The sequence below is a fragment of the Mesorhizobium temperatum genome, assembly GCF_002284575.1.
GTDB classification, from domain to species: Bacteria; Pseudomonadota; Alphaproteobacteria; order Rhizobiales; family Rhizobiaceae; genus Mesorhizobium; species Mesorhizobium temperatum.
Window position 1 is genome coordinate 263,869 of sequence record NZ_NPKJ01000066.1, and the last position, 17,897, is coordinate 281,765.

Sequence of the window (17,897 nt, forward strand, 5' to 3'; positions counted from 1 at the left end):
AGTTTGCAGAGGTCGATTGCCAGACAGAAATTCCAACCCAGCCTCCGCTTAGTTCTGGCCGCTCACCGTGGCGGCCAAGGAATGACACGCGATTTGCGGGCTGCGTCCGCGTGCAGCACGGCTCCGACTTCCCCAACCAGCCGATCCACCAGTTCCTGCCATTCGGCTCGTCTGGACTCGCGCAATGCCGGCGGGACCTCGTCGATCCTCGAGAGTGCGAGCTCCGCTTCAGCAAGTTCCTCGCACATATCCTGAAAGCCCTCACTTCGGTCCATCAGCCGATGGATCGGCAATTCAAATTGCGGGAACCGACGCACTGCCGCCGAGACCGCTCTTTGTCTATCAGCCGGTTCGTCGTCCATCCTCATGGCGCAAATTCGTGTTTTCCCGAAACAATCCTAGCCTATCGCATGGAGGCGGCTGCGGAATGTAAGTTACGTGGGCGACAGGGTAATTTCTGAATATCCATAGCGAGCTCGGTCGGCACCAGGCCTGTGAAATCGCAAATTCAAATTGCGCTGCCGGCGAGGCCGCCTGACTATTTGATCCGTTGTCATCCGCCCGCGCATTGCGCGAACCGTCGTCGCCGTCATCCCAGCGTTATCCGTTCAGACTACTAGGAGTATTGCAAGAACAGGCTCGCGGATATAAATTACGCAGCGAGGGTAACCGGCGAAAATGAAATATAACTGGGAGTGGTCACCCCCAGAACGTCAGGTGAAGGAACCAAGGTGATCCGGGCGCAACCAGCCATAGGGAGGGGGCATGGGCTCGCCCCAGAGGATTGTCGTGCCCAGCTTGCCCTGATCCTCAACAGCGCGGACTTCGATGCAACCGGTCGCGAGCGCCGCTTCCTCAGCCATGTGGTGGAGGAGACGCTGGCGGGTCGCGGTGATCGTATCAAGGCCTATTCGATCGCAGTCGAAGTGTTCGGCCGCGATATGTCCTTCGACCCGCAGACGGATCCGATTGTCCGCATCGAGGCTGGCCACCTCCGGCGCGGGCTCGAGCGTTACTACCTGACTGCCGGACACGCCGATCCAATTCTCATCACGATTCCGAAAGGCGGTTACGTTCCAACGTTCTCGGCGCGATCGCCCGCCGAGATCATTGAGCCGGCCTTGCCGGTTGAGTGGGCAGAGAAAGTCCCGACTCCTCCTCGATGGATGAAGGCATCATGGCTGACAGTGGTTCTCGCGGCTACCGTCGCGGCATTGGCTGTTCTGGCATTCGGATTGGCGAGTGGCGGCGTCCGCCCAACTTCGCCTGAGATTCCGCGACTGCTGGTCGAGACATTTGACGATCTGAACGGCACTCACGCCGCGACGGCCATCGCGAGTGGATTGAAGCAGGAAGTCGTCAGCCAGCTTTCCAAGTTCAAGGACATCGTGGTCGTGGAGTCGGCCGCAAAGGGGGAGGATCCGTCGATCTCGCCGGCACGATTTGTCCTGGCCGGAAGCGTGAATCTGTCGACCGATGCCTTCCGGCTTCGGGTCCGGCTGCTCAACCGGGCGGACAACTCGGTTCTGTGGGCCGAAAGCTATGATGGCGGGCTGAAAGTGGCGGAGCTTGTGGAAGCCCAGACGGACATCGCGCGCAATGTATCCTCGAGCCTGGCCCAGGCATATGGCGTCATCTTCCAGGCAGACGCCAATCTCCACGTCGACAATCCGCCCGACGATTGGGCCGCCTACTCTTGCACGCTTTCTTTCTACGCATATCGGATCGGTGTCGATGCAGAAAGCCGTTCATCGGTACGCGCGTGCCTTGAGAAGGCGGTGGACCGCTTTCCGACCTACGCCACCGCCTGGGGTCTTCTTTCGCTGATCTACATAGATGACTATCGATTCGAGTTTTCAGGCGACCCCGCAGAATCCGCCGCTGCGCTCGAGCGCGCCTTGGTGGCGGCAAGGCGATCTGTGGGGGTTGACCCTGTCAACATCCGGGGACGCCAGGCAGAAATGGTTGCGCTCTATTACCACAAGGAGATCGACGCCGCATTGAAAGTGGGCAAGCAGACGTTGACCATCAATCCGAACGACGCCGAGTTTATGGGCGAATATGGAGAGCGCCTGGCGGTTTCCGGAAATTGGCATGAGGGATGCCAGTTGATCGCGGAAGCGCGTCAGAAGAACCCAGGGTCAGCCTACTACGAGGTGGATCTGGCCCTTTGCTCCTATTTCAGCGGGGATTATCCGCAGGCAGCTATGTGGATCAAGAAATCGCCATTTCCGTCGAATCCGGTCTATCATTTGCTTGCCGCTGCCATTTTCGGCGAGGGAGGATACAAAATCGCGGCTGATCGCGAGGTCGCATGGCTGAACCAAAATCAACCTGATTTGGTGAAGAACATGCGCCAGGTGGTTTCGGCGCGGTTGGCCCGTTCGCAAGATGTCGAGTTTTTCCTCGGCTCGCTGAGGAAAGCGGGCCTTGGCATCGCAGACTGACCGAAATTCTGCGAATAGAATGCCAGTTAGTTGGTCCGCGCAGAGCATGCCCCGACGTCACTCAGGCGCAACAGCCTGAAAGGTGACTACCATGAAAATCGACAGACGGTTTTTAACGCGGCGGGCGGTCGTGGGCAGTTTTGCGGCATCTGCCGCGGCAGTACCTCGCCTTTTGCTAGGCCACCTGCTCAATCCCGCTCCGGCTCTCGTCAGCATCTTGCGCGCTCAAGAGCAGTTCGTATCGTCCTATCAACCGCTTTGGGAACTGCCGCACGATAGCGGCCGTAGCCCGCCTTAACGAGCAAGCCTGCCTCGCACATCCGGGCGCGAGGTAGCAACGCCGATGTCGGTCCTAGGCTCGCAAAGCCCTCATCGTGGATTCGGCGGCGACCTGCGGCGTTGGGTGAACCACTTCGAAAAGGCGGCCCGGCCACAGGAGCCAATGACGCCGGGTGACCTCAGGCCGACACCACGGTACCTGCATATCTCGGGATCGGATTTCACTCGCGCCCCGTAACTGCTATCTTGATGACGTGAATGGCAACCCGCGAGTGCTCTGCACTTGAAATGATGATGGGCGATTCCTCAAGGACGTTGTGGTATGAGGCTTGGCTGGTGGGAGCCTTCCTCTTGTTTTCCACGCTTGGGGCGAACGCAGCAGACCCAAAGCGCGTACTTTTACTGCACTCGTTCGGTCGTGATTTTGCGCCTTTCAGCGAGATGACCAAGAGTTTTCAGGCGGCGCTCGTGAAACGATCGCCGGAGCCCCTTGATATTTATGAAGCGTCGATTTTTACGGCACGGTTTCGGGAGCCCGAGAACGAAGGTTCGCTGGTCAAATATCTGCAGGATCTCTTTTCCGGGCGCAGGCTTGACTTGATTGTAGCTCAAGGTGGGCCGGCTGCGGCCTTCGTTGAGAAATATCGGAAACAGCTGTTTTCTGACACAGCCATGGTGATAGCAGGGGTAGACGCGCGGCTCACGGCCGCCGCCGCCCTTACACCCAATGCCACCTACATCGGGGTCAGGCTCGGTCTGCCAGCCTTCGTCGAGAATATTCTGCGCGTGCGGCCTGAGACAACAGACATTGCAGTCGTCATCGGAAATTCTCCAAACGAGCAATACTGGGCCGGTGAATTGCATCGTGAGTTTCAGCCGTTTGCGGATCGCGTGCATTTCGAATGGCTCGACGCGTCGTCGCTCGACGAAATGCTACGCCGGGTCGCCCGCCTGCCGCCGCAATCAGCCGTCCTCTATTTCATGCTGGCGGTGGATGGAGCGGGTGCCGTGCACCCGCTGGATGCCGCCTTCACACGGATAAGTGAGGTCGCTGCCGTGCCTGTTTTCGGTTATGGCGACTACCATCTGGGGCAGGGCTCGGTTGGCGGGCCTGCGGATCAAACTCAAGCTCTTGGCCAGCAAACCGCCGACGTTGCTCTCCGTATTCTTGCGGGCGAGAGGGCGGGCGACATCAAGACGCCGTTATTTGGACTTGGGATTCCAGCCTACGACTGGAGGGAGTTGCAGAGATGGGGGATTAGCGAAGCCATCCTACCGCCAAATAGCGAAGTGCGTTTTCGGTCGCCGGGCGTATGGGAGCTCTATCGCTGGTACATTGTCGGAACGATTTCGCTGGTCGTACTTCAGACACTTCTCATTGCGAGCTTTCTCCTGCAACGAGCCAAGCGTCGCACGGCCGAGATCGGCATTCGCGTAAAGGAAAGCGAGCTTCGCGTCAGCTACGATCAGGTTCGCCAATTGGCTGGCCGGCTCATCTACGCGCAGGAGGAGGAGCGGACCCGAATTGCGCGGGAACTCCATGATGATGTCGGGCAGCGCGTCGCGTCCCTGTCAATCGGATTGAGCAGCCTCAGGCGGCGCGTCTCGAATCCTGATGGCGATACCACACGAAGCGAGTTGTCGGGACTTCAGCAACAAGTCGTGGGATTGGCGAAGGACCTGCGGGATTTGTCGCACGAACTGCATCCAGGAGCGCTTGAGCATGTCGGATTGCTGGAGGCGTTGCGGGGCCGTTGCGAGGAAATCAACGGCGAGTCCGGCACAAGGGTGGATGTCGAGGTCGCCGATGGATGGTCCGAAGTCGCGGACGACGTCGAACTTTGCCTTTACAGGGTCGCACAGGAAGCGCTTCGCAACATAACGAAGCATGCCCATGCCAGGACGGCCCGCATATCGCTCGCACGTGGGAATGGTCACGTCGTGATGCGGATCACCGACGACGGAGGTGGGTTCCAGGAGAACGGCTCGAACGGGCTCCATGGAATCGGGCTGCTGAGCATGCGTGAGCGCGTCAGAATGCTTGAGGGGACGTTCGAGATGGAATCGTCCAGTCGAGGTACCGTCGCCACCGTCGTCATTCCGACGGGAGAGGGGCATTGAGACCGCGGGTGATACTTGCGGACGACCATGTGATGGTTGCTGAAGCACTTGGCCGGTTGATCGATGAGGTCGCCGACCTCGTTGGACAAGCCGCCGATGGGCAGCAACTCGTCGAGCAAGCGCGGCTTCTCAAGCCTGACATCATTGTTTCGGATATTACCATGCCGGTGATGAGTGGTTTGGACGCCCTGCGTCAGCTCAAGTCAGAGCACTCCAGCGCGCGCTTCATATTCTTGACAGTCCACACCGAGGCGAGCGTTGCCGCGGAAGCCATGCGCGCCGGGGCATGCGGATATCTTCTGAAGGCGGCGGCGGGCGAAGAACTGCTCGAAGCCATCCGCGCCGTCATGGCCGGCCGCATATATCTGACACCGCATATCGCCGGGGATGTCTTGCGGACGATTTCCCGGTCTGCGGATCGACAAGAGCACCACCTCACCGGCCGCCAAAGGGAAATCCTGCGACTGGTCGCACAAGGCAAGCGCATGAAAGAGATTGCGGCTGACTTGAAGATTTCCGTGCGCACCGTCGAGGATCACAAATCCCAATTGCTGCACGTCCTCGGCGTCAAGAGCACGGCTGATCTGATCAGATTTGCCGTGAAGCAGGGGCTCATTTCCGACTAATCTGATTTCCGGGCTCTTCCCGAACCCTGAACCCAGCGATTTCCAGGCCCTCTGACCCCGTGATTTCCGGCCCGTCAACCCCGGGATTTCCACGCCTTGGCCACCGGGGTTTCCCCGATGTGCCGGCCTGGCTGCGGCCGTAGCATCCAACCAGTGGCACCAGGCCCGATACTCAAGCCGAGAGAGCTCACTTGGCACGCAAACGTCTCGTACTCGCCGAGGATCATACTGAAATGGCTGACCACCTACGATCCCTGCTTGGCGACTATGACGTCGACATCGTGTCGGATGGACAGGGATTGATTGCGGCAGTGAATGCAAACGTGCCCGACATCATTATTTCCGACATCGCGATGCCAGGCATCAGCGGGCTGACGGCAGCACGCGACATCCGCGCCGTGCATCCGAACGCCCGCATCATCTTCGTGTCGGTTCGAGATGAGCCGGCCATTATCAGAAAAGCAATCGACGATGGGGCTGCCGGATACGTCGTGAAGTCCGATGCGGGCGACGAACTGCTTGACGCTGTCCAAACGGTTCTTGGCGGCGGCCAATACGTTTCCTCGTCTGCACGTGCTGCACTGAAGGGTGGACCTTGAGTTTAACCAGCAAGCCAGGTTCGCGATGAAGCTTGCCCGGTCTGCCCGCAAGGTCTTGCAAATTAAAATACATCTCAACGGAGGAACCTCTGATGAACCGAGCAACCCGGAAATCATTCGCACGCGCCGCCACTGCGGCATCCGCTGTGGCGCTGGTCCTGACGATCGGCCTGGGAGCTCCGACCACACTGGCCGATGAAGCGGAGGCCAAGACCCTTCTCAAGGCGATGTCCGACTATCTCGCCGCGCAGAAAACCATTTCGTTTGGATACGACACGAATCTCGAGATCGTCACCAAGGACCACCAGAAGCTCCTGCTGGCGAGTTCGGGCGCAGTCGACCTCAGCCGCCCCGACAAGTTCCGCGCCACCCGCTCCGGCGGCTTTGCCGAGGTCGAGATGGTTTTCGACGGAAAGACGGTGACGCTGGTCCGCAAGGACGCCAACCTCTACGGCCAGGTCGACATCCCCGGCAATGTCGACAATCTGGTCGACGAGTTGAGGAACAAATATCAGCGGCCGGTTCCAGGCGCCGATCTTCTGTTGTCCAACGTCTATGACGAACTGATGCGCGACGTCATCGACATCAAGGATCTCGGTAGCGGCATTATCGGCGGCACCGAATGCGATCATCTGGCGTTTCGGACCAGCGAGGTCGATTGGCAGATATGGATCGCACAAGGCGAGCATCCCTATCCCTGCCGCTACGTGATCACGTCCAAAGGGGTGGACCAGGGCCCGCAGTACAGCGTTCAGATCAGCGGCTGGAAGACAGGTGATCAGGCGGTCCCAGGCGACTTTGCCTTCAAGGCGCCGACCGACTCCAAGAAGGTCGATGTGAAGGAGCTTACCGACACCGATGAACTGCCCTCGGAGTTTGCCATAGGAGGTGGCCAATGACCACGATGAAGAGACTGAGAATCATACTGCTGGCTGGAGCCATCGGCTTCATCGGACTCGAAACCTTTGAGCGGCCTTCGCTCCCTGGTGTCTCCGGCATCATTTCCACGGCCGAGGCCAGGGTCGGGCGCCCGCGCACGCCTGTGAGCGTCGCCGGCGTAGCGCGGCGTACGGTTCGTCGCTGCGTGGCCGGGGCTTACTGCTAAGTTCAGCAAGCGATGGTTCGGCTTGGACGGGTTCACGCTGCGCCTTCAAGGCATTCCTTAGGCGCAGTTCGACAAGACGTGGGCGGCTTTGTGTCGAGCTCGTAAAGCGAAGGCCGACATGTGACCCTAGGGAGGAAACCATGAAAACAAAAATCGCGTCGGTCGTTGCAACGCTCGCGTTAATTTCCGTTTCTAGCCTCTCGGCGCAGGAGGCGACCCGCCCAACCATCGCCAAAGAGAACATCGCGAACATCACGGAACCCTTGGGCGGCAAGCCAAGCGCGGGCGCCAAGCCGTCGGTGGCGGACCTCGCCTATCAAGTCGCCTATCAGCGTGCCTTCGAGGCTGTGATCTGGTCGATCCCGGCCGTGGGAGCCTACGGCTTCCATCGGGGCGCGATGGATATCGGCGCCAAGGACAACACCATCCTTGCCTGGTCGCAGCCCGCAAAGCCGAACGCTGAACTCCTGACTGCGAACAACCAGTCGCCTTACATCCTTTCACAGACCGATCTGCGTAAGGGGGCGGTGGTCATAGAAGTTCCGGCGGCAACCGAAAAGGCCAGTCTCTATGGGCAGATCGTGGATCATTGGCAGATCACTATCGCCGATGTCGGGCCCTCCGGCCTCGACCAAGGCAAGGGCGGGAGGTTTCTGCTCACGCCGCCAGGATACAACGGCCCGGTGCCCGCCGGGCACATCGAGGTGAAGAGCCCGAGCTATCGGATCTGCTTCGCTATTCGCTCGGTGAAGAGCGCGAACGCCACCACGGAGGACGCTTACGCCTACGCCAAGACGTTCAAGATGTATTATCTCGATGATCCAAAGCCTACCCAGTTCATCGACCCTACGGACATTCGCTTTTCAACGCTGCCGTTCTACGACGAACGCTATTTCGAGGATCTATACGCCATCGTCAGCGTCGAGAACCCCAATCCCCGCGACAAGGTGATGATAGGCATGCTCGCCACACTCGGTATCGAGAAGGGCAAGCCCTACAAACCGAACGCCAAAACCAAGCAGGCGATGCGGCAGGGTGCAATCGACGCCTACTTCTATCTTTTGCAGCGCTTCATTCACCCCGATGCATCGAAGATCTGGTGGCAGGGCAAACACTGGTACGACGGTCTGTTCTCGGATGCCAACCGTGAATTCCGTTGGGAGACGGACGCGATGATCGAGCTCGATAACCGCGCCGATCGTTACTTCAGCGCGGTGAATTTCCCCCGGAAATTGCCGAAGTTGCCGGCGACACAGTATCTGTTCGCGCTGGCCGACAAGGACGGTAACGAATTGCAGGCCGGCGCAACGTACTCGTTCGTCATGCCCGCCAGAGTGCCGGTCAAGCAGTTCTGGTCATTGATCATCTATGACCTGGAAACATTCGCCTTCATCTATAACCCGCAACAACGGCCCGGACTATCTTCCTTCGACCTGCCGAAAATGAAGAAGAACGCGGACGGAAGTACCACCCTCTACTTCGGGCCGAAACCGCCCGACGGACTGGAAAGCAACTGGATCCCGACCGCCGGCAAGCGGCCACTCCCTACCGTCCGAATCTACGGCGGCACGGAGGAGTTCTGGGACAGGTCCTGGCAAATGCCGGACGTGGAGCTGGTGAAATGATCGTGCAGGCGAACGACACGAATACGCGGTCATCCTGCGTCTCTACGGCGCGCCGGAGCCGCGGTTCGACAAGACATGGCGGCTTTGTGAGGTCGAGTTCGTAAGGCGAAGGCCGACATGCGACGCTTGGGAGAAAACCATGAAAACCAAATTCGCATCAGTCGTTGGTGGAGCGCTGGCGTTCATGTTTGTCGCGGGCGTATCCGCGCAGGAAGCGGCCGGCAAGACCGACTGGCGCGAGCAGTACGCTTACACGCTCGGCGTACAGGCTTACGTCTTCGGCTTTCCTTACGTGTATTTGCCAAGCCTGCGGGCGGATTGGGTCACCCGGCCGAAGGCGGCTAACGATATAACGCCGTATGCGCCCATCAATCATTTCAGCCATGTGCGAACGCTGGCAGACGCTTCCTATCGGGGCGGCGGTTCACCCAACCAGGACACGCTTTACTCCACAGCTTGGCTCCACGTCGGCAAGGAGCCGGTGATCCTCTCGCACCCGGACATGGGGGACCGCTACTTTTCGTTCGAATTGGCGGGCATAGATTCGGACAACTTCGCCTATGTTGGTAAACGCACTACCGGCGGCAAGGCCGGAAGCTTTGCCATCGTCGGCCCCGGCTGGAAGGGTGCCCTCCCCGCCGGAGTGAAGCCGTTGCCCGCGTCGCTGACACCGTCTGTGCTGATCTTTGCCCGCACGCTGATCGACGGCCCGGCCGATGCGAGGACCGTCAATGCGCTGCAGGATCAATACACGCTGATCCCGCTCAGCCTGTGGGGCAAGAAGGACGCAGTGCTGCCGGCAAGCCGCGACGTCTGGAAACCCTTCGATTCAAAAACCGATCCACTCGCCGAGTGGCGGACCATGAATAGGGCAATGACGGAGAACCCTCCTGAAGCGCGCCTCGCCAAGTTGGTCGAACTGTTCGCGAAGGTGGGCGTGGGTCCTCGGCAGGACCTCGATAAGATGGACGAGGCGACCAAGCTCGGGCTCGCGCGCGCCGCGGTCGATGGCCGACAGTTAATCAAAGCCGCCATCGACTCGGGCCAGCTCGGCAGGCAGGTCAACAACTGGAACATTCCGCCGCGCACATTAGGACGCGCAGGGCTCGTCGACGATTTTCTGCTGCGTGCCTCGATACAAGCCATGGGTGGCATCATCTCCAATGAACTGGAGGAGACCGTCTACTACAACACGACCAAGGACGGCGCAGGACAGGCCTTCGATGGCGCGAAGAAATATACACTTCGGTTCGCTCCTGGCCAGCTTCCGAAGGTCAACGCGTTCTGGTCGCTCACGATGTATGACCCGACGTTCAACTTCACGGACAACCCTCTCAATCGCTATTCACTAGGCGATCGCACCAAAGGCTTGAAGAAGGACGCCGACGGCGGCTTGACCCTATACATCCAGCGCAACTCGCCAGGAAAAGACAACGAGTCCAACTGGTTGCCCAGTACCCAGAGCGGCGCATTTTTTCTGATCCTGCGGACCTACATGCCCGGCCCCGAGATCGTCGAGCAGAAGTGGGCCCCTCCTCCGGTAACTGAATTGGTGAGGTGATTTTATGCGTCCCGGGCCGACTGTCCCGCGCTGCCTCATGTCGCCGAACTCGATGAATGTGGTGCCAACTACAAGCAAACGTGATTCAGAAGGGAGCACATCATGACTCAGCGATCCGTGAGTCGCCGCGATGTATTTAAGACAGCGGGTCTGGCTGGAGCCGCGGCTCTAACAACCAGTGCCGTATCGTCGGCGCAGGCGGCTGAGGAGACGCCACTCGCAATCCAGGCAAAGAATCCTTACGGCGGCGTGCCAAGCGGCGGAATTACCCTTCCACCCTACTATCGGCCGACGCCGAGCCTGGTGAGCAACAACGTCTACTACCCGGGCCAGGAACAGCTCGGACCCGACGAGATGCGGATTTCCTTCATCGGCAGCACGCCGATCCCGGTCACCCGTGCACAGGCTGGCACCTGCATCATGGTCGAGCTCGGAAACGGCAAGCGGTTCTTTTTTGACTTTGGCTCCGGCTGCGTGCGCAACATCATCGCGATGGCGGTCCCGTTGTCGGTGGTCAACGACATCTTCTTCACCCATCTCCATGTCGATCATTACGCCGATCTTCCGTACCTCTTCGCCTTCGCCCCGTGGATGGGGCGCTGGAAGCCGCTGCGCGTGCATGGGCCGTCGGGCCGCACGCCAAAGGACGGCATCAAGACGATGATCGAGGGCATGAAGATGATGACACATTGGCACACAGACTCCTTCAACGCCTGCCCGATCGGTGACGGCTATGAGGTCGAGGTCAACGAGTTCGATTTTCGTGACGACAATGGCGTCTGTTACGACAAAGACGGCGTGACCGTCCGCCACTGGCGGCGGTCGCACACCAAGGATGGCGCCTCGGCCTACCGGCTCGACTGGAATGGGCTGTCGTTCGTCTGGACCGGCGACGGGCGGCCCGACGAACGCTCGCTGGAATTGGCCAAGGGGGTGGACGTGTTCGTCACCGAGGTGCAGCCGGACACGGCCAACCTCCAGGCGATGAAAATGGGCATGCCGTCCGTCATCATGAGCACGACAATCGACCAGGCTCACAGCCCACATTACGCGGTCGGCTACATGTTCGACAAGATCCAGCCGCGTCTCGCGATGGTCACGCATACGGCTTACGACGAGGAGCTGATCCCGGAGATCACGGCCGGGATTCGCGTTCATTACAGTGGATTGTTCCAGTTCGGCGCGCCCGACGTCGTGGTCGTCAACGTCACCAAGGATGCAATATGGACGCGCAAGGCAGCAATCCCCGATGCCGGCAACATGGCGCGCCCGAGCCCCGCAGAGGCCGTCGAACTGTTCGGCCTTACCCCGGCAAACCTGAAGGTCACATTTCCAAATCCCCGTAATCCGCTCGCAGACCAATTGGAGGCGGAAATTCTCAACGGCGACATCGACCCGAAGAAGTATTACCCACCGGACGTGTATCGCGAACCGAAGAAGGATTACCCGAGGGACTACACCATCGATGTCCGCGAAATAGCTCTCGTGAAGGCAAAGAAGGCCCAGACCAAGCTCGCGGAAAAGGCTGCCCAGATCCAGGCCGTCATCGACGCTATTGAATCGGCTAAGTAGTGCTGGCCATGGATCACGATATCACCCTCACGCCTGGCGATTCGGAAACGGGGTCGTTCTTGGCGCCCGTCCAGCAATCCGACATGCAAGCGGTGCCGTTGACCGTCCTCACCGGATTCCTCGGCGCGGGCAAGACGACGCTGCTCAATCGCATTCTTGCGGGCGATCACGGCCTTCGCGTCGCGGTGTTGGTGAACGACTTCGGTTCGATCAACATCGACGCAGAACTCGTCGTCGGAATTGAAAGCGATGGTGACATAATCAATCTCGCCAATGGCTGTGTCTGCTGCAACATCCGCGACGATCTGGTCGCTGCGGTGACGCAGGTCATGGCTCGTCCCGAGCAGCCCGAATACATTCTGCTGGAGGCCAGTGGAGTGGCCGACCCGTCTGGCATCGCTCTCACTTTCATGAACGAAGACATGCGGGACCGCATCAGGCTGGACAGCATTATGTGCGTCGTGGACGCGGAGCAGATATTTGCTGCACCCGAGATGATGGAACTGAAGCTTCGCCAAGTGGCGTTCGCGGACATGCTCATCCTTAACAAGGTCGATCTTGTTTCCCGGGAGGAGATCGAGCGGATCAAGGGTTGGCTCGACGACCGGTTCCATCGCTATCGGCTCGTCGAGGCATATGCCGGAAATGTGCCTCTGGAAATTCTGTTGTCGGTGGGCCGGTTCGATCCCACCCGACTCAATGGAAGGCCTGTAGAATACGAGCCCAATCACTCTCAGGACTGTGATGATCCCCATTGTGACCGTCACGTTCATGACCGTTGGCACGATCACTCGCAGGTTTTCGAAACGTGGAGCTACGAAGCGGAGGAGCCTCTTTCCCTGGACGCGCTGCGGGAAACGGCGCGCAACCTCCCGGCCGGCGTTTACCGGTGCAAAGGGGTGGTTCATTGCGCTGAAGAACCGGGACGACGGCTCATCCTTCAGGTCGTAGGCAAGCGAGTTGATATCTCAGTTGGGGATGAATGGCATGGCCGAGAACCACGGACCCGGATAATCGCCATCGGCACACATGATGCAGTAGATGGGAATGCGCTGCGCGAGGCTTTTGACGGATGCCATGAACGGAGATCACGACCATGAATGCCAACCACAGAGTTCAACTCGTCACAGTGGGATTTGTGAGCGCGCTGACGTTCACACTCGCCTACGCAGACACGCCGCCGAAGATGAAGATGAGCACCGACATCCCGGCGCAAATCACCACGCCCGATTCGGTTGAGACGCGCATCGGTTGCCGCGAGCTTGTCCTATCGCGTTGAGACCCGGTTTTTGTTCTCGTGCGGGTAAACGCATGCCCACGTAACTTACGTCCCGCTGCCAGCTTTTTGCAAATACAGTGGGACGGCACCTACTACCAATGTCGTCGTCTACGTCGGCTGAAGGCTTCGTACCAAGTGGGGACAAAAATTTGTTGAGAGGAACTATCTGCACAGCCACGTTGAGGGGCAACATCGATGCCGTTTACGCCAAGCTGTCGGCCGGCGCGAGAAAATCGTTTTTGACATCAAAGGCCCTGGGCGTTGCGCTGGGTTTGTCCCTGGGGCTGACGGCGTGCGCGTCCCGCCCGACGAATGTGCTGCTGCCCGTGGCCGATACGTCACCTTCCTCCAGCAAGGTGGAGATGCTGGTGGCGACGACCCGCAGTCGTTCCGCCAATCCGGCCGAAATGTATACCGGCGAGCGCGGACTGGCTCCTTCGTTTGCGGACATTACGGTGTCGATCCCTCCGGCATCGGTCCGCAAGGTCGGCGAGGTCGCCTGGCCCAAGAAGCTGCCATCGAACCCGGCAACCGATTTCGCGGTTGTAAGAGCCGAGGAAATAACACCGGAGACCGCGAAGGGGTGGCTTAGCGCCGCTGTCAGGAAGAGCCCGGACCGCAGCGTGCTGGTCTTCATCCATGGCTTCAACAATCGCTTCGAGGACTCGCTTTATCGTTTTGCGCAGATCGCCAAGGATACCGGCACCGACAGCGTCCCGATCCTGGTCACATGGCCCTCCCGAGGCAGTGCGCTGGCCTATGGCTATGATCGCGAAAGCACCAACTACACGCGAAATGCCCTTGAGCTGCTGTTCCAATATCTTGCACGCGATCCTGACATAAAGGAGGTGTCGATCCTCGCCCATTCGATGGGCAACTGGCTGGCATTGGAAGGCTTGCGCCAGATGGCCATCCGCAATGGCGGCCTGCCGGCGAAGTTCAAAAACGTCATGCTGGCGGCGCCTGACGTCGATGTCGACGTGTTTCGCACTCAGATTGCCGACATGGGCAAGCAGCACCCGCAGTTCACCCTCTTCGTCTCGCAGGACGATCGCGCGCTCAAAGTTTCGCGACGGGTCTGGGGCAATATCCCCCGGCTCGGATCGATCGACCCGGAACAAGCTCCATACAAGGAAGAACTCGCGAGCAACAACATAACGGTCATCGATCTGACGAAAGTCAAATCCGGAGATCGTTTGCATCACGGCAAGTTCGCGTCGTCACCGCAGATCGTGCAACTGATCGGGGCGCGAATGGCCGGCGGCCAGACGTTGACCGACAACAGGATAGGCCTCGGCGACACGATCGTTCAGGCGACGACCGGAGCGGCAGCAGCGGCGGGCAGCGCGGCAGGGTTGGTGATTGCGGCACCTGTTGCAGCGGTCGATCAAAACAGCAGAGAAAATTACGGCGATCAGATCGGCGCCTTGACGGGTTCCCAGACCAGCCAGAAAACCAGTGCTGGTTGTAGTGCCCCAACGGCGTCCGCCAAGGATTGCAAGAAGTAGAAGCGGCAAGACAACGAGAAAGACATGACGTTTTTCAGGGAACCTCTGCTGCATTTCGCCGTCATCGGCGCGATCCTGTTTGGCGGCTATTCCTGGCTGAACGACAAGCAAGCCGAAGCCACAATCGTCGAACCGGTCCGAATTGGAGAAGGCGACGTGCGCTGGCTCAAGCAGACCTGGGCGAGCCAGTGGCTGCGCGAGCCAAGCGCCGACGAGTTGAAGGGCCTCGTTGATGATCTGCTGAGCGAGAAACTGATGGCGCGCGAAGCTCAGCAGATGGGCCTCGAACAGGATGACACCATCATTCGCCGCCGCCTGGCGCAAAAGCTGAAATTCCTCGTCGAGGACACGGCCCGGCTTGCCGAGCCGACCGAAGCGGAGCTGCGGCAGTTCTATGCCCTCAATCTTGCGCACTTCGAGACGCCCGGAAGGCTCTCGTTCCGGCAGGTCTATTTCAACCCGGAGCATCGCAAGGACGCCGCGGCGGACGCGACCGCCGCGATGGGTGCGTTGACAGCGAATGTCGAGGACGACTCGATAGAGGGCGACCGGCTGCTGTTCGGCGACAGCTTCGCCGATACCGACGAACTGGCGCTGTCAGGAATGTTCGGTGCCGATTTTGCGCGCGAAGTGTTTGCACTCGAACCGGGCGGATGGCGGGGGCCGGTTAAATCCGGCTATGGCTTTCATCTGGTCCTCGTCACGCAACGCACCGCGACGGCGCCGAAGCCCTTCGAGACGGTCAGGGATGCCGTCCTCGCGGAGTGGCGCTCTGCGAAGCAGACCGAGTTCAGCCGAGATTATCTGACCGCGCTGCGCAACAAGTATGGCGTGGAGCTGGACGGCAGCACGAAAGCGACGCTCGGGCCAGAGACCACTCCGAAGGTGGCCGCGCAATGAACCCGCTGACCAAATGGTCTACACTCGTCCGAGGTGCCCGCGCCGCGATGGAGTGCGTTCGGCTGGTCGTGCTGGCAGCGGCCATCGCCATGCTGTTCCCGGAGGTTGCCTCGGCGCATGAGGTGCGCCCAGCCTACCTCAGCGTTCAGGAAGAGGCGCCGAACGAGTTCAGCGTGCTGTTCAAGACACCGATGCAGGGTGACGCGCGTCTGGCGCTGTCGGCAGCATTCTCGGGCAAGGTCGAGAACCTCACGCCGGTCGTCTCGCGCCCGACCGGCGACGCAATGGTGCAGACGTGGCAGATGCGCGCGGTCGAGCCGTTGAAAGGCCAGGTGGTATCGATTGACGGCCTGCAAAACACGATGACCGATGCGCTCGTGCGCGTCGAGTTCGCCAGCGGCGACGTGTGGATCGAGCGGCTGACGCCCGGCGCCCCGGAAGCGACGATACCTGCAACTCCAAGCCGCTGGTTTACGGCGGCCACCTATCTCAAACTTGGCGTCGAGCACATTCTGCTCGGCTTCGATCATCTCCTCTTCGTGCTAGCCCTGCTCATCATCACCGCGGGTACGTGGCGGCTCGTCAAGACGATCACCGCCTTTACCGTCGCGCACAGCATCACGCTCGCGCTGGCGACGCTCGGCTTTGTTCACATCCCCTCACCGCCGGTCGAGGCCGTGATCGCATTGTCGATCGCGTTCGTTGCCGTCGAGATCGTCCACGTGCGCCAAGGGCGCAGAAGTTTAGCCGCCCGCGCACCCTGGCTGGTAGCCTTCGCATTCGGGCTTCTCCACGGTTTCGGCTTTGCCGGGGCCCTGAGCGAGATCGGATTGCCGGCCGGGCAGATTCCGGTGGCGCTGCTGTTCTTCAACCTCGGCGTTGAAATCGGACAGCTTCTTTTTGTCGGAGCCGTACTTGCGCTGGTCGCACTGATCCGGGTCCGCAGGCGGTCGCTGCCGGCCTGGCTGGATCTTGTACCGCCATACGCTATCGGCACGATTGCAATGTTCTGGGTGATCGAACGTGTCGCGACCTTTTGAGATTGTCAGGAAGGACGGCATATGAACACCTCGCGCAGGGATTGGCGAACCGGGCTGACAAGCGCAGCACTGGCATCGCTGATGTGCATGATTGCCGCGGCGTTCCTACTGACCGCGACGCCGGCACATGCTTGTGTGCTCTGTATGCCCTATCCTCAAGTGACGAATGCCGACCAGGTCGTCGGGAGCGGCACGGCGGTCTTCGCGCGCGAGAATCCGGCAAGACCTTTCTCCTACGTGGTCCTGGAAACATTCAAGGGACGCTACGACGGCAGCGCCATCCCTCTGTTCCTCGATTCGACAACGGCCCGCGCCCTCCAGCTGTATCCGGCTCTCCAGGTTATTCTTGTCCAGAACGGTCCCGGCGGAGCCTGGAGGGCGCTTGGCATGGCGGGGCGCGAGTATCAAAGTGTAATGCGCCAGGTGGCCCAATGGGACAAGAGCTCGAAGACGCTGGCCGAACGCGCGGTGTTCTTCGCCACTTACCTCCGGCACGAAGATCGCAGGCTCGCCGAACTGGCCTTCCTCGAGGTCGCGCGCGCGCCCTACGCAACGCTGCGCGATCTCAAAACAAGAGTTGCGCGTGACGACATCTATCGAACCGTCAACGACTTGTTTCATGTCGAATGGCATGGGCTCTACATCCTCATGCTCGGCATGTCGGACCGCCCGGACGACATCACCTTCGTTCGCGGAAAACTGAAGACCGCGGCCAAGTATGGGCTGACGATCAACCTCGGTGCCTATGCCACTGCTCTCATCGAAATGACGGGCGCGGACGGGGTGACGCAGCTCACGGAAGAGTACTTCGTCGAGCCGGGACGAAGTAATGCTGAGCGGCTCGAAATCGTGAAAGCACTGTCGGTACAGGGGACGGGCGGGGCAGTCGAACTGCGGTCCGCGATCGTCGAAGCTTACGGTCGCCTACTCGCGCATCACCCCGAGCTTGCCGGGAATGTCGCAAATGACTTGTCCGATTGGAAAGTGGTTCGTTTCGTGCCCCGGCTGCGTGAAATTCTGAATGCAGGCGTTGGCCTGGACGAAGCATCGCATTTCGCGATCGCTATGTACCTTTCAAGCGCTGATGAAGGCGGGAGTTCCAAGGCCGTATTCACGCGGTCCGGTGGTCTCCGATGACCAGTTTTCCAGGGAATAATTGGCTTTGGCATGCGCCAAACAGTTGGAGGAGGACTATGATGAGAACGCTCGGACTTTTGCACTTTGTTTCGGTCGCC

At 59.8% G+C, this 17,897-nt stretch carries 16 protein-coding genes; 15 read left to right on the plus strand and 1 reads right to left on the minus strand.

Translation table 11 applies throughout. The annotated features are described in order from the left end of the window. Nucleotides 1–62: 62 nt before the first annotated feature. Nucleotides 63–362 carry a hypothetical protein gene (locus CIT26_RS25930; protein WP_245319558.1) on the minus strand — a complete coding sequence of 100 codons (300 nt, stop codon included), beginning with the start codon at nt 360–362 and terminating at the stop codon, nt 63–65. A 369-nt stretch (nt 363–731) separates the two neighbouring features. Between CIT26_RS25930 and CIT26_RS25935 the strand changes: the two genes are divergently transcribed. The 15 genes from CIT26_RS25935 (at nt 732) to CIT26_RS26005 (ending at nt 17,799) form a co-directional block, all read left to right on the plus strand. Then, nucleotides 732–2,447: a hypothetical protein gene (locus CIT26_RS25935; RefSeq protein ID WP_095495203.1), complete on the plus strand. Its 1,716-nt coding sequence runs from the start codon at nt 732–734 to the stop codon at nt 2,445–2,447. A 537-nt stretch (nt 2,448–2,984) separates the two neighbouring features. Continuing rightward, nucleotides 2,985–4,847 carry a sensor histidine kinase gene (locus tag CIT26_RS25940; RefSeq protein WP_095495204.1) on the plus strand — a complete coding sequence of 621 codons (1,863 nt, stop codon included), beginning with the start codon at nt 2,985–2,987 and terminating at the stop codon, nt 4,845–4,847. Nucleotides 4,848–4,855: 8 nt separating this feature from the next. After that, nucleotides 4,856–5,473, plus strand: coding sequence for a response regulator (locus tag CIT26_RS25945; protein ID WP_095495205.1), 618 nt, complete (start codon nt 4,856–4,858; stop codon nt 5,471–5,473). A gap of 191 nt (nt 5,474–5,664) precedes the next feature. Beyond that, nucleotides 5,665–6,072: a response regulator gene (locus CIT26_RS25950; protein ID WP_143747916.1), complete on the plus strand. Its 408-nt coding sequence runs from the start codon at nt 5,665–5,667 to the stop codon at nt 6,070–6,072. Nucleotides 6,073–6,164: 92 nt separating this feature from the next. Next, nucleotides 6,165–6,971: a DUF2092 domain-containing protein gene (locus tag CIT26_RS25955; RefSeq protein ID WP_095495207.1), complete on the plus strand. Its 807-nt coding sequence runs from the start codon at nt 6,165–6,167 to the stop codon at nt 6,969–6,971. Next, on the plus strand, nt 6,968–7,177 hold the full coding sequence (locus tag CIT26_RS25960) for a hypothetical protein (protein ID WP_095495208.1): 210 nt from the start codon (nt 6,968–6,970) through the stop codon (nt 7,175–7,177). The genes CIT26_RS25955 and CIT26_RS25960 overlap by 4 nt, the downstream gene beginning before the upstream one ends. Nucleotides 7,178–7,317: 140 nt before the next feature. After that, a complete protein-coding gene (locus tag CIT26_RS25965; protein WP_095495209.1) occupies nt 7,318–8,802 on the plus strand; it encodes a DUF1254 domain-containing protein in 1,485 nt (494 codons plus the stop codon). 139 nt (nt 8,803–8,941) lie between these two features. After that, complete coding sequence (locus CIT26_RS25970) at nt 8,942–10,363, plus strand: DUF1254 domain-containing protein (protein WP_095495210.1); 1,422 nt, start codon at nt 8,942–8,944, stop codon at nt 10,361–10,363. A gap of 102 nt (nt 10,364–10,465) precedes the next feature. Then, nucleotides 10,466–11,935 carry a guanitoxin biosynthesis MBL fold metallo-hydrolase GntH gene (gntH, locus tag CIT26_RS25975; RefSeq protein ID WP_095495211.1) on the plus strand — a complete coding sequence of 490 codons (1,470 nt, stop codon included), beginning with the start codon at nt 10,466–10,468 and terminating at the stop codon, nt 11,933–11,935. A gap of 8 nt (nt 11,936–11,943) precedes the next feature. Continuing rightward, nucleotides 11,944–13,035, plus strand: a complete 1,092-nt coding sequence (locus tag CIT26_RS25980) for a CobW family GTP-binding protein (protein WP_095495259.1) — start codon at nt 11,944–11,946, stop codon at nt 13,033–13,035. Continuing rightward, nucleotides 13,032–13,214: a hypothetical protein gene (locus tag CIT26_RS25985; protein WP_095495212.1), complete on the plus strand. Its 183-nt coding sequence runs from the start codon at nt 13,032–13,034 to the stop codon at nt 13,212–13,214. The genes CIT26_RS25980 and CIT26_RS25985 overlap by 4 nt, the downstream gene beginning before the upstream one ends. A gap of 254 nt (nt 13,215–13,468) precedes the next feature. After that, on the plus strand, nt 13,469–14,722 hold the full coding sequence (locus CIT26_RS25990) for an alpha/beta hydrolase (RefSeq protein ID WP_245319567.1): 1,254 nt from the start codon (nt 13,469–13,471) through the stop codon (nt 14,720–14,722). Between the two features lie 156 nt (nt 14,723–14,878). Next, nucleotides 14,879–15,622 carry a peptidyl-prolyl cis-trans isomerase gene (locus tag CIT26_RS25995; RefSeq protein WP_245319560.1) on the plus strand — a complete coding sequence of 248 codons (744 nt, stop codon included), beginning with the start codon at nt 14,879–14,881 and terminating at the stop codon, nt 15,620–15,622. Nucleotides 15,623–15,669: 47 nt separating this feature from the next. Next, nucleotides 15,670–16,662: a HupE/UreJ family protein gene (locus tag CIT26_RS26000; protein ID WP_095495261.1), complete on the plus strand. Its 993-nt coding sequence runs from the start codon at nt 15,670–15,672 to the stop codon at nt 16,660–16,662. Between the two features lie 21 nt (nt 16,663–16,683). Beyond that, nucleotides 16,684–17,799, plus strand: a complete 1,116-nt coding sequence (locus CIT26_RS26005) for a hypothetical protein (RefSeq protein ID WP_095495214.1) — start codon at nt 16,684–16,686, stop codon at nt 17,797–17,799. Nucleotides 17,800–17,897: the final 98 nt, after the last annotated feature.

Bases quoted from the DNA above. Each gene is read 5' to 3' on its own strand.
- CIT26_RS26000 (WP_095495261.1), top strand. From the start codon at position 15,670: ATGGAGTGCGTTCGGCTGGTCGTGCTGGCAGCGGCCATCGCCATGCTG.
- CIT26_RS25965 (WP_095495209.1), top strand. From the start codon at position 7,318: ATGAAAACAAAAATCGCGTCGGTCGTTGCAACGCTCGCGTTAATTTCC.
- CIT26_RS26005 (WP_095495214.1), top strand. From the start codon at position 16,684: ATGAACACCTCGCGCAGGGATTGGCGAACCGGGCTGACAAGCGCAGCA.
- CIT26_RS25980 (WP_095495259.1), top strand. From the start codon at position 11,944: ATGGATCACGATATCACCCTCACGCCTGGCGATTCGGAAACGGGGTCG.
- CIT26_RS25930 (WP_245319558.1), bottom strand. From the start codon at position 362: ATGGACGACGAACCGGCTGATAGACAAAGAGCGGTCTCGGCGGCAGTG.
- gntH (WP_095495211.1), top strand. From the start codon at position 10,466: ATGACTCAGCGATCCGTGAGTCGCCGCGATGTATTTAAGACAGCGGGT.
- CIT26_RS25985 (WP_095495212.1), top strand. From the start codon at position 13,032: ATGAATGCCAACCACAGAGTTCAACTCGTCACAGTGGGATTTGTGAGC.
- CIT26_RS25960 (WP_095495208.1), top strand. From the start codon at position 6,968: ATGACCACGATGAAGAGACTGAGAATCATACTGCTGGCTGGAGCCATC.
- CIT26_RS25940 (WP_095495204.1), top strand. From the start codon at position 2,985: ATGGCAACCCGCGAGTGCTCTGCACTTGAAATGATGATGGGCGATTCC.
- CIT26_RS25970 (WP_095495210.1), top strand. From the start codon at position 8,942: ATGAAAACCAAATTCGCATCAGTCGTTGGTGGAGCGCTGGCGTTCATG.
- CIT26_RS25955 (WP_095495207.1), top strand. From the start codon at position 6,165: ATGAACCGAGCAACCCGGAAATCATTCGCACGCGCCGCCACTGCGGCA.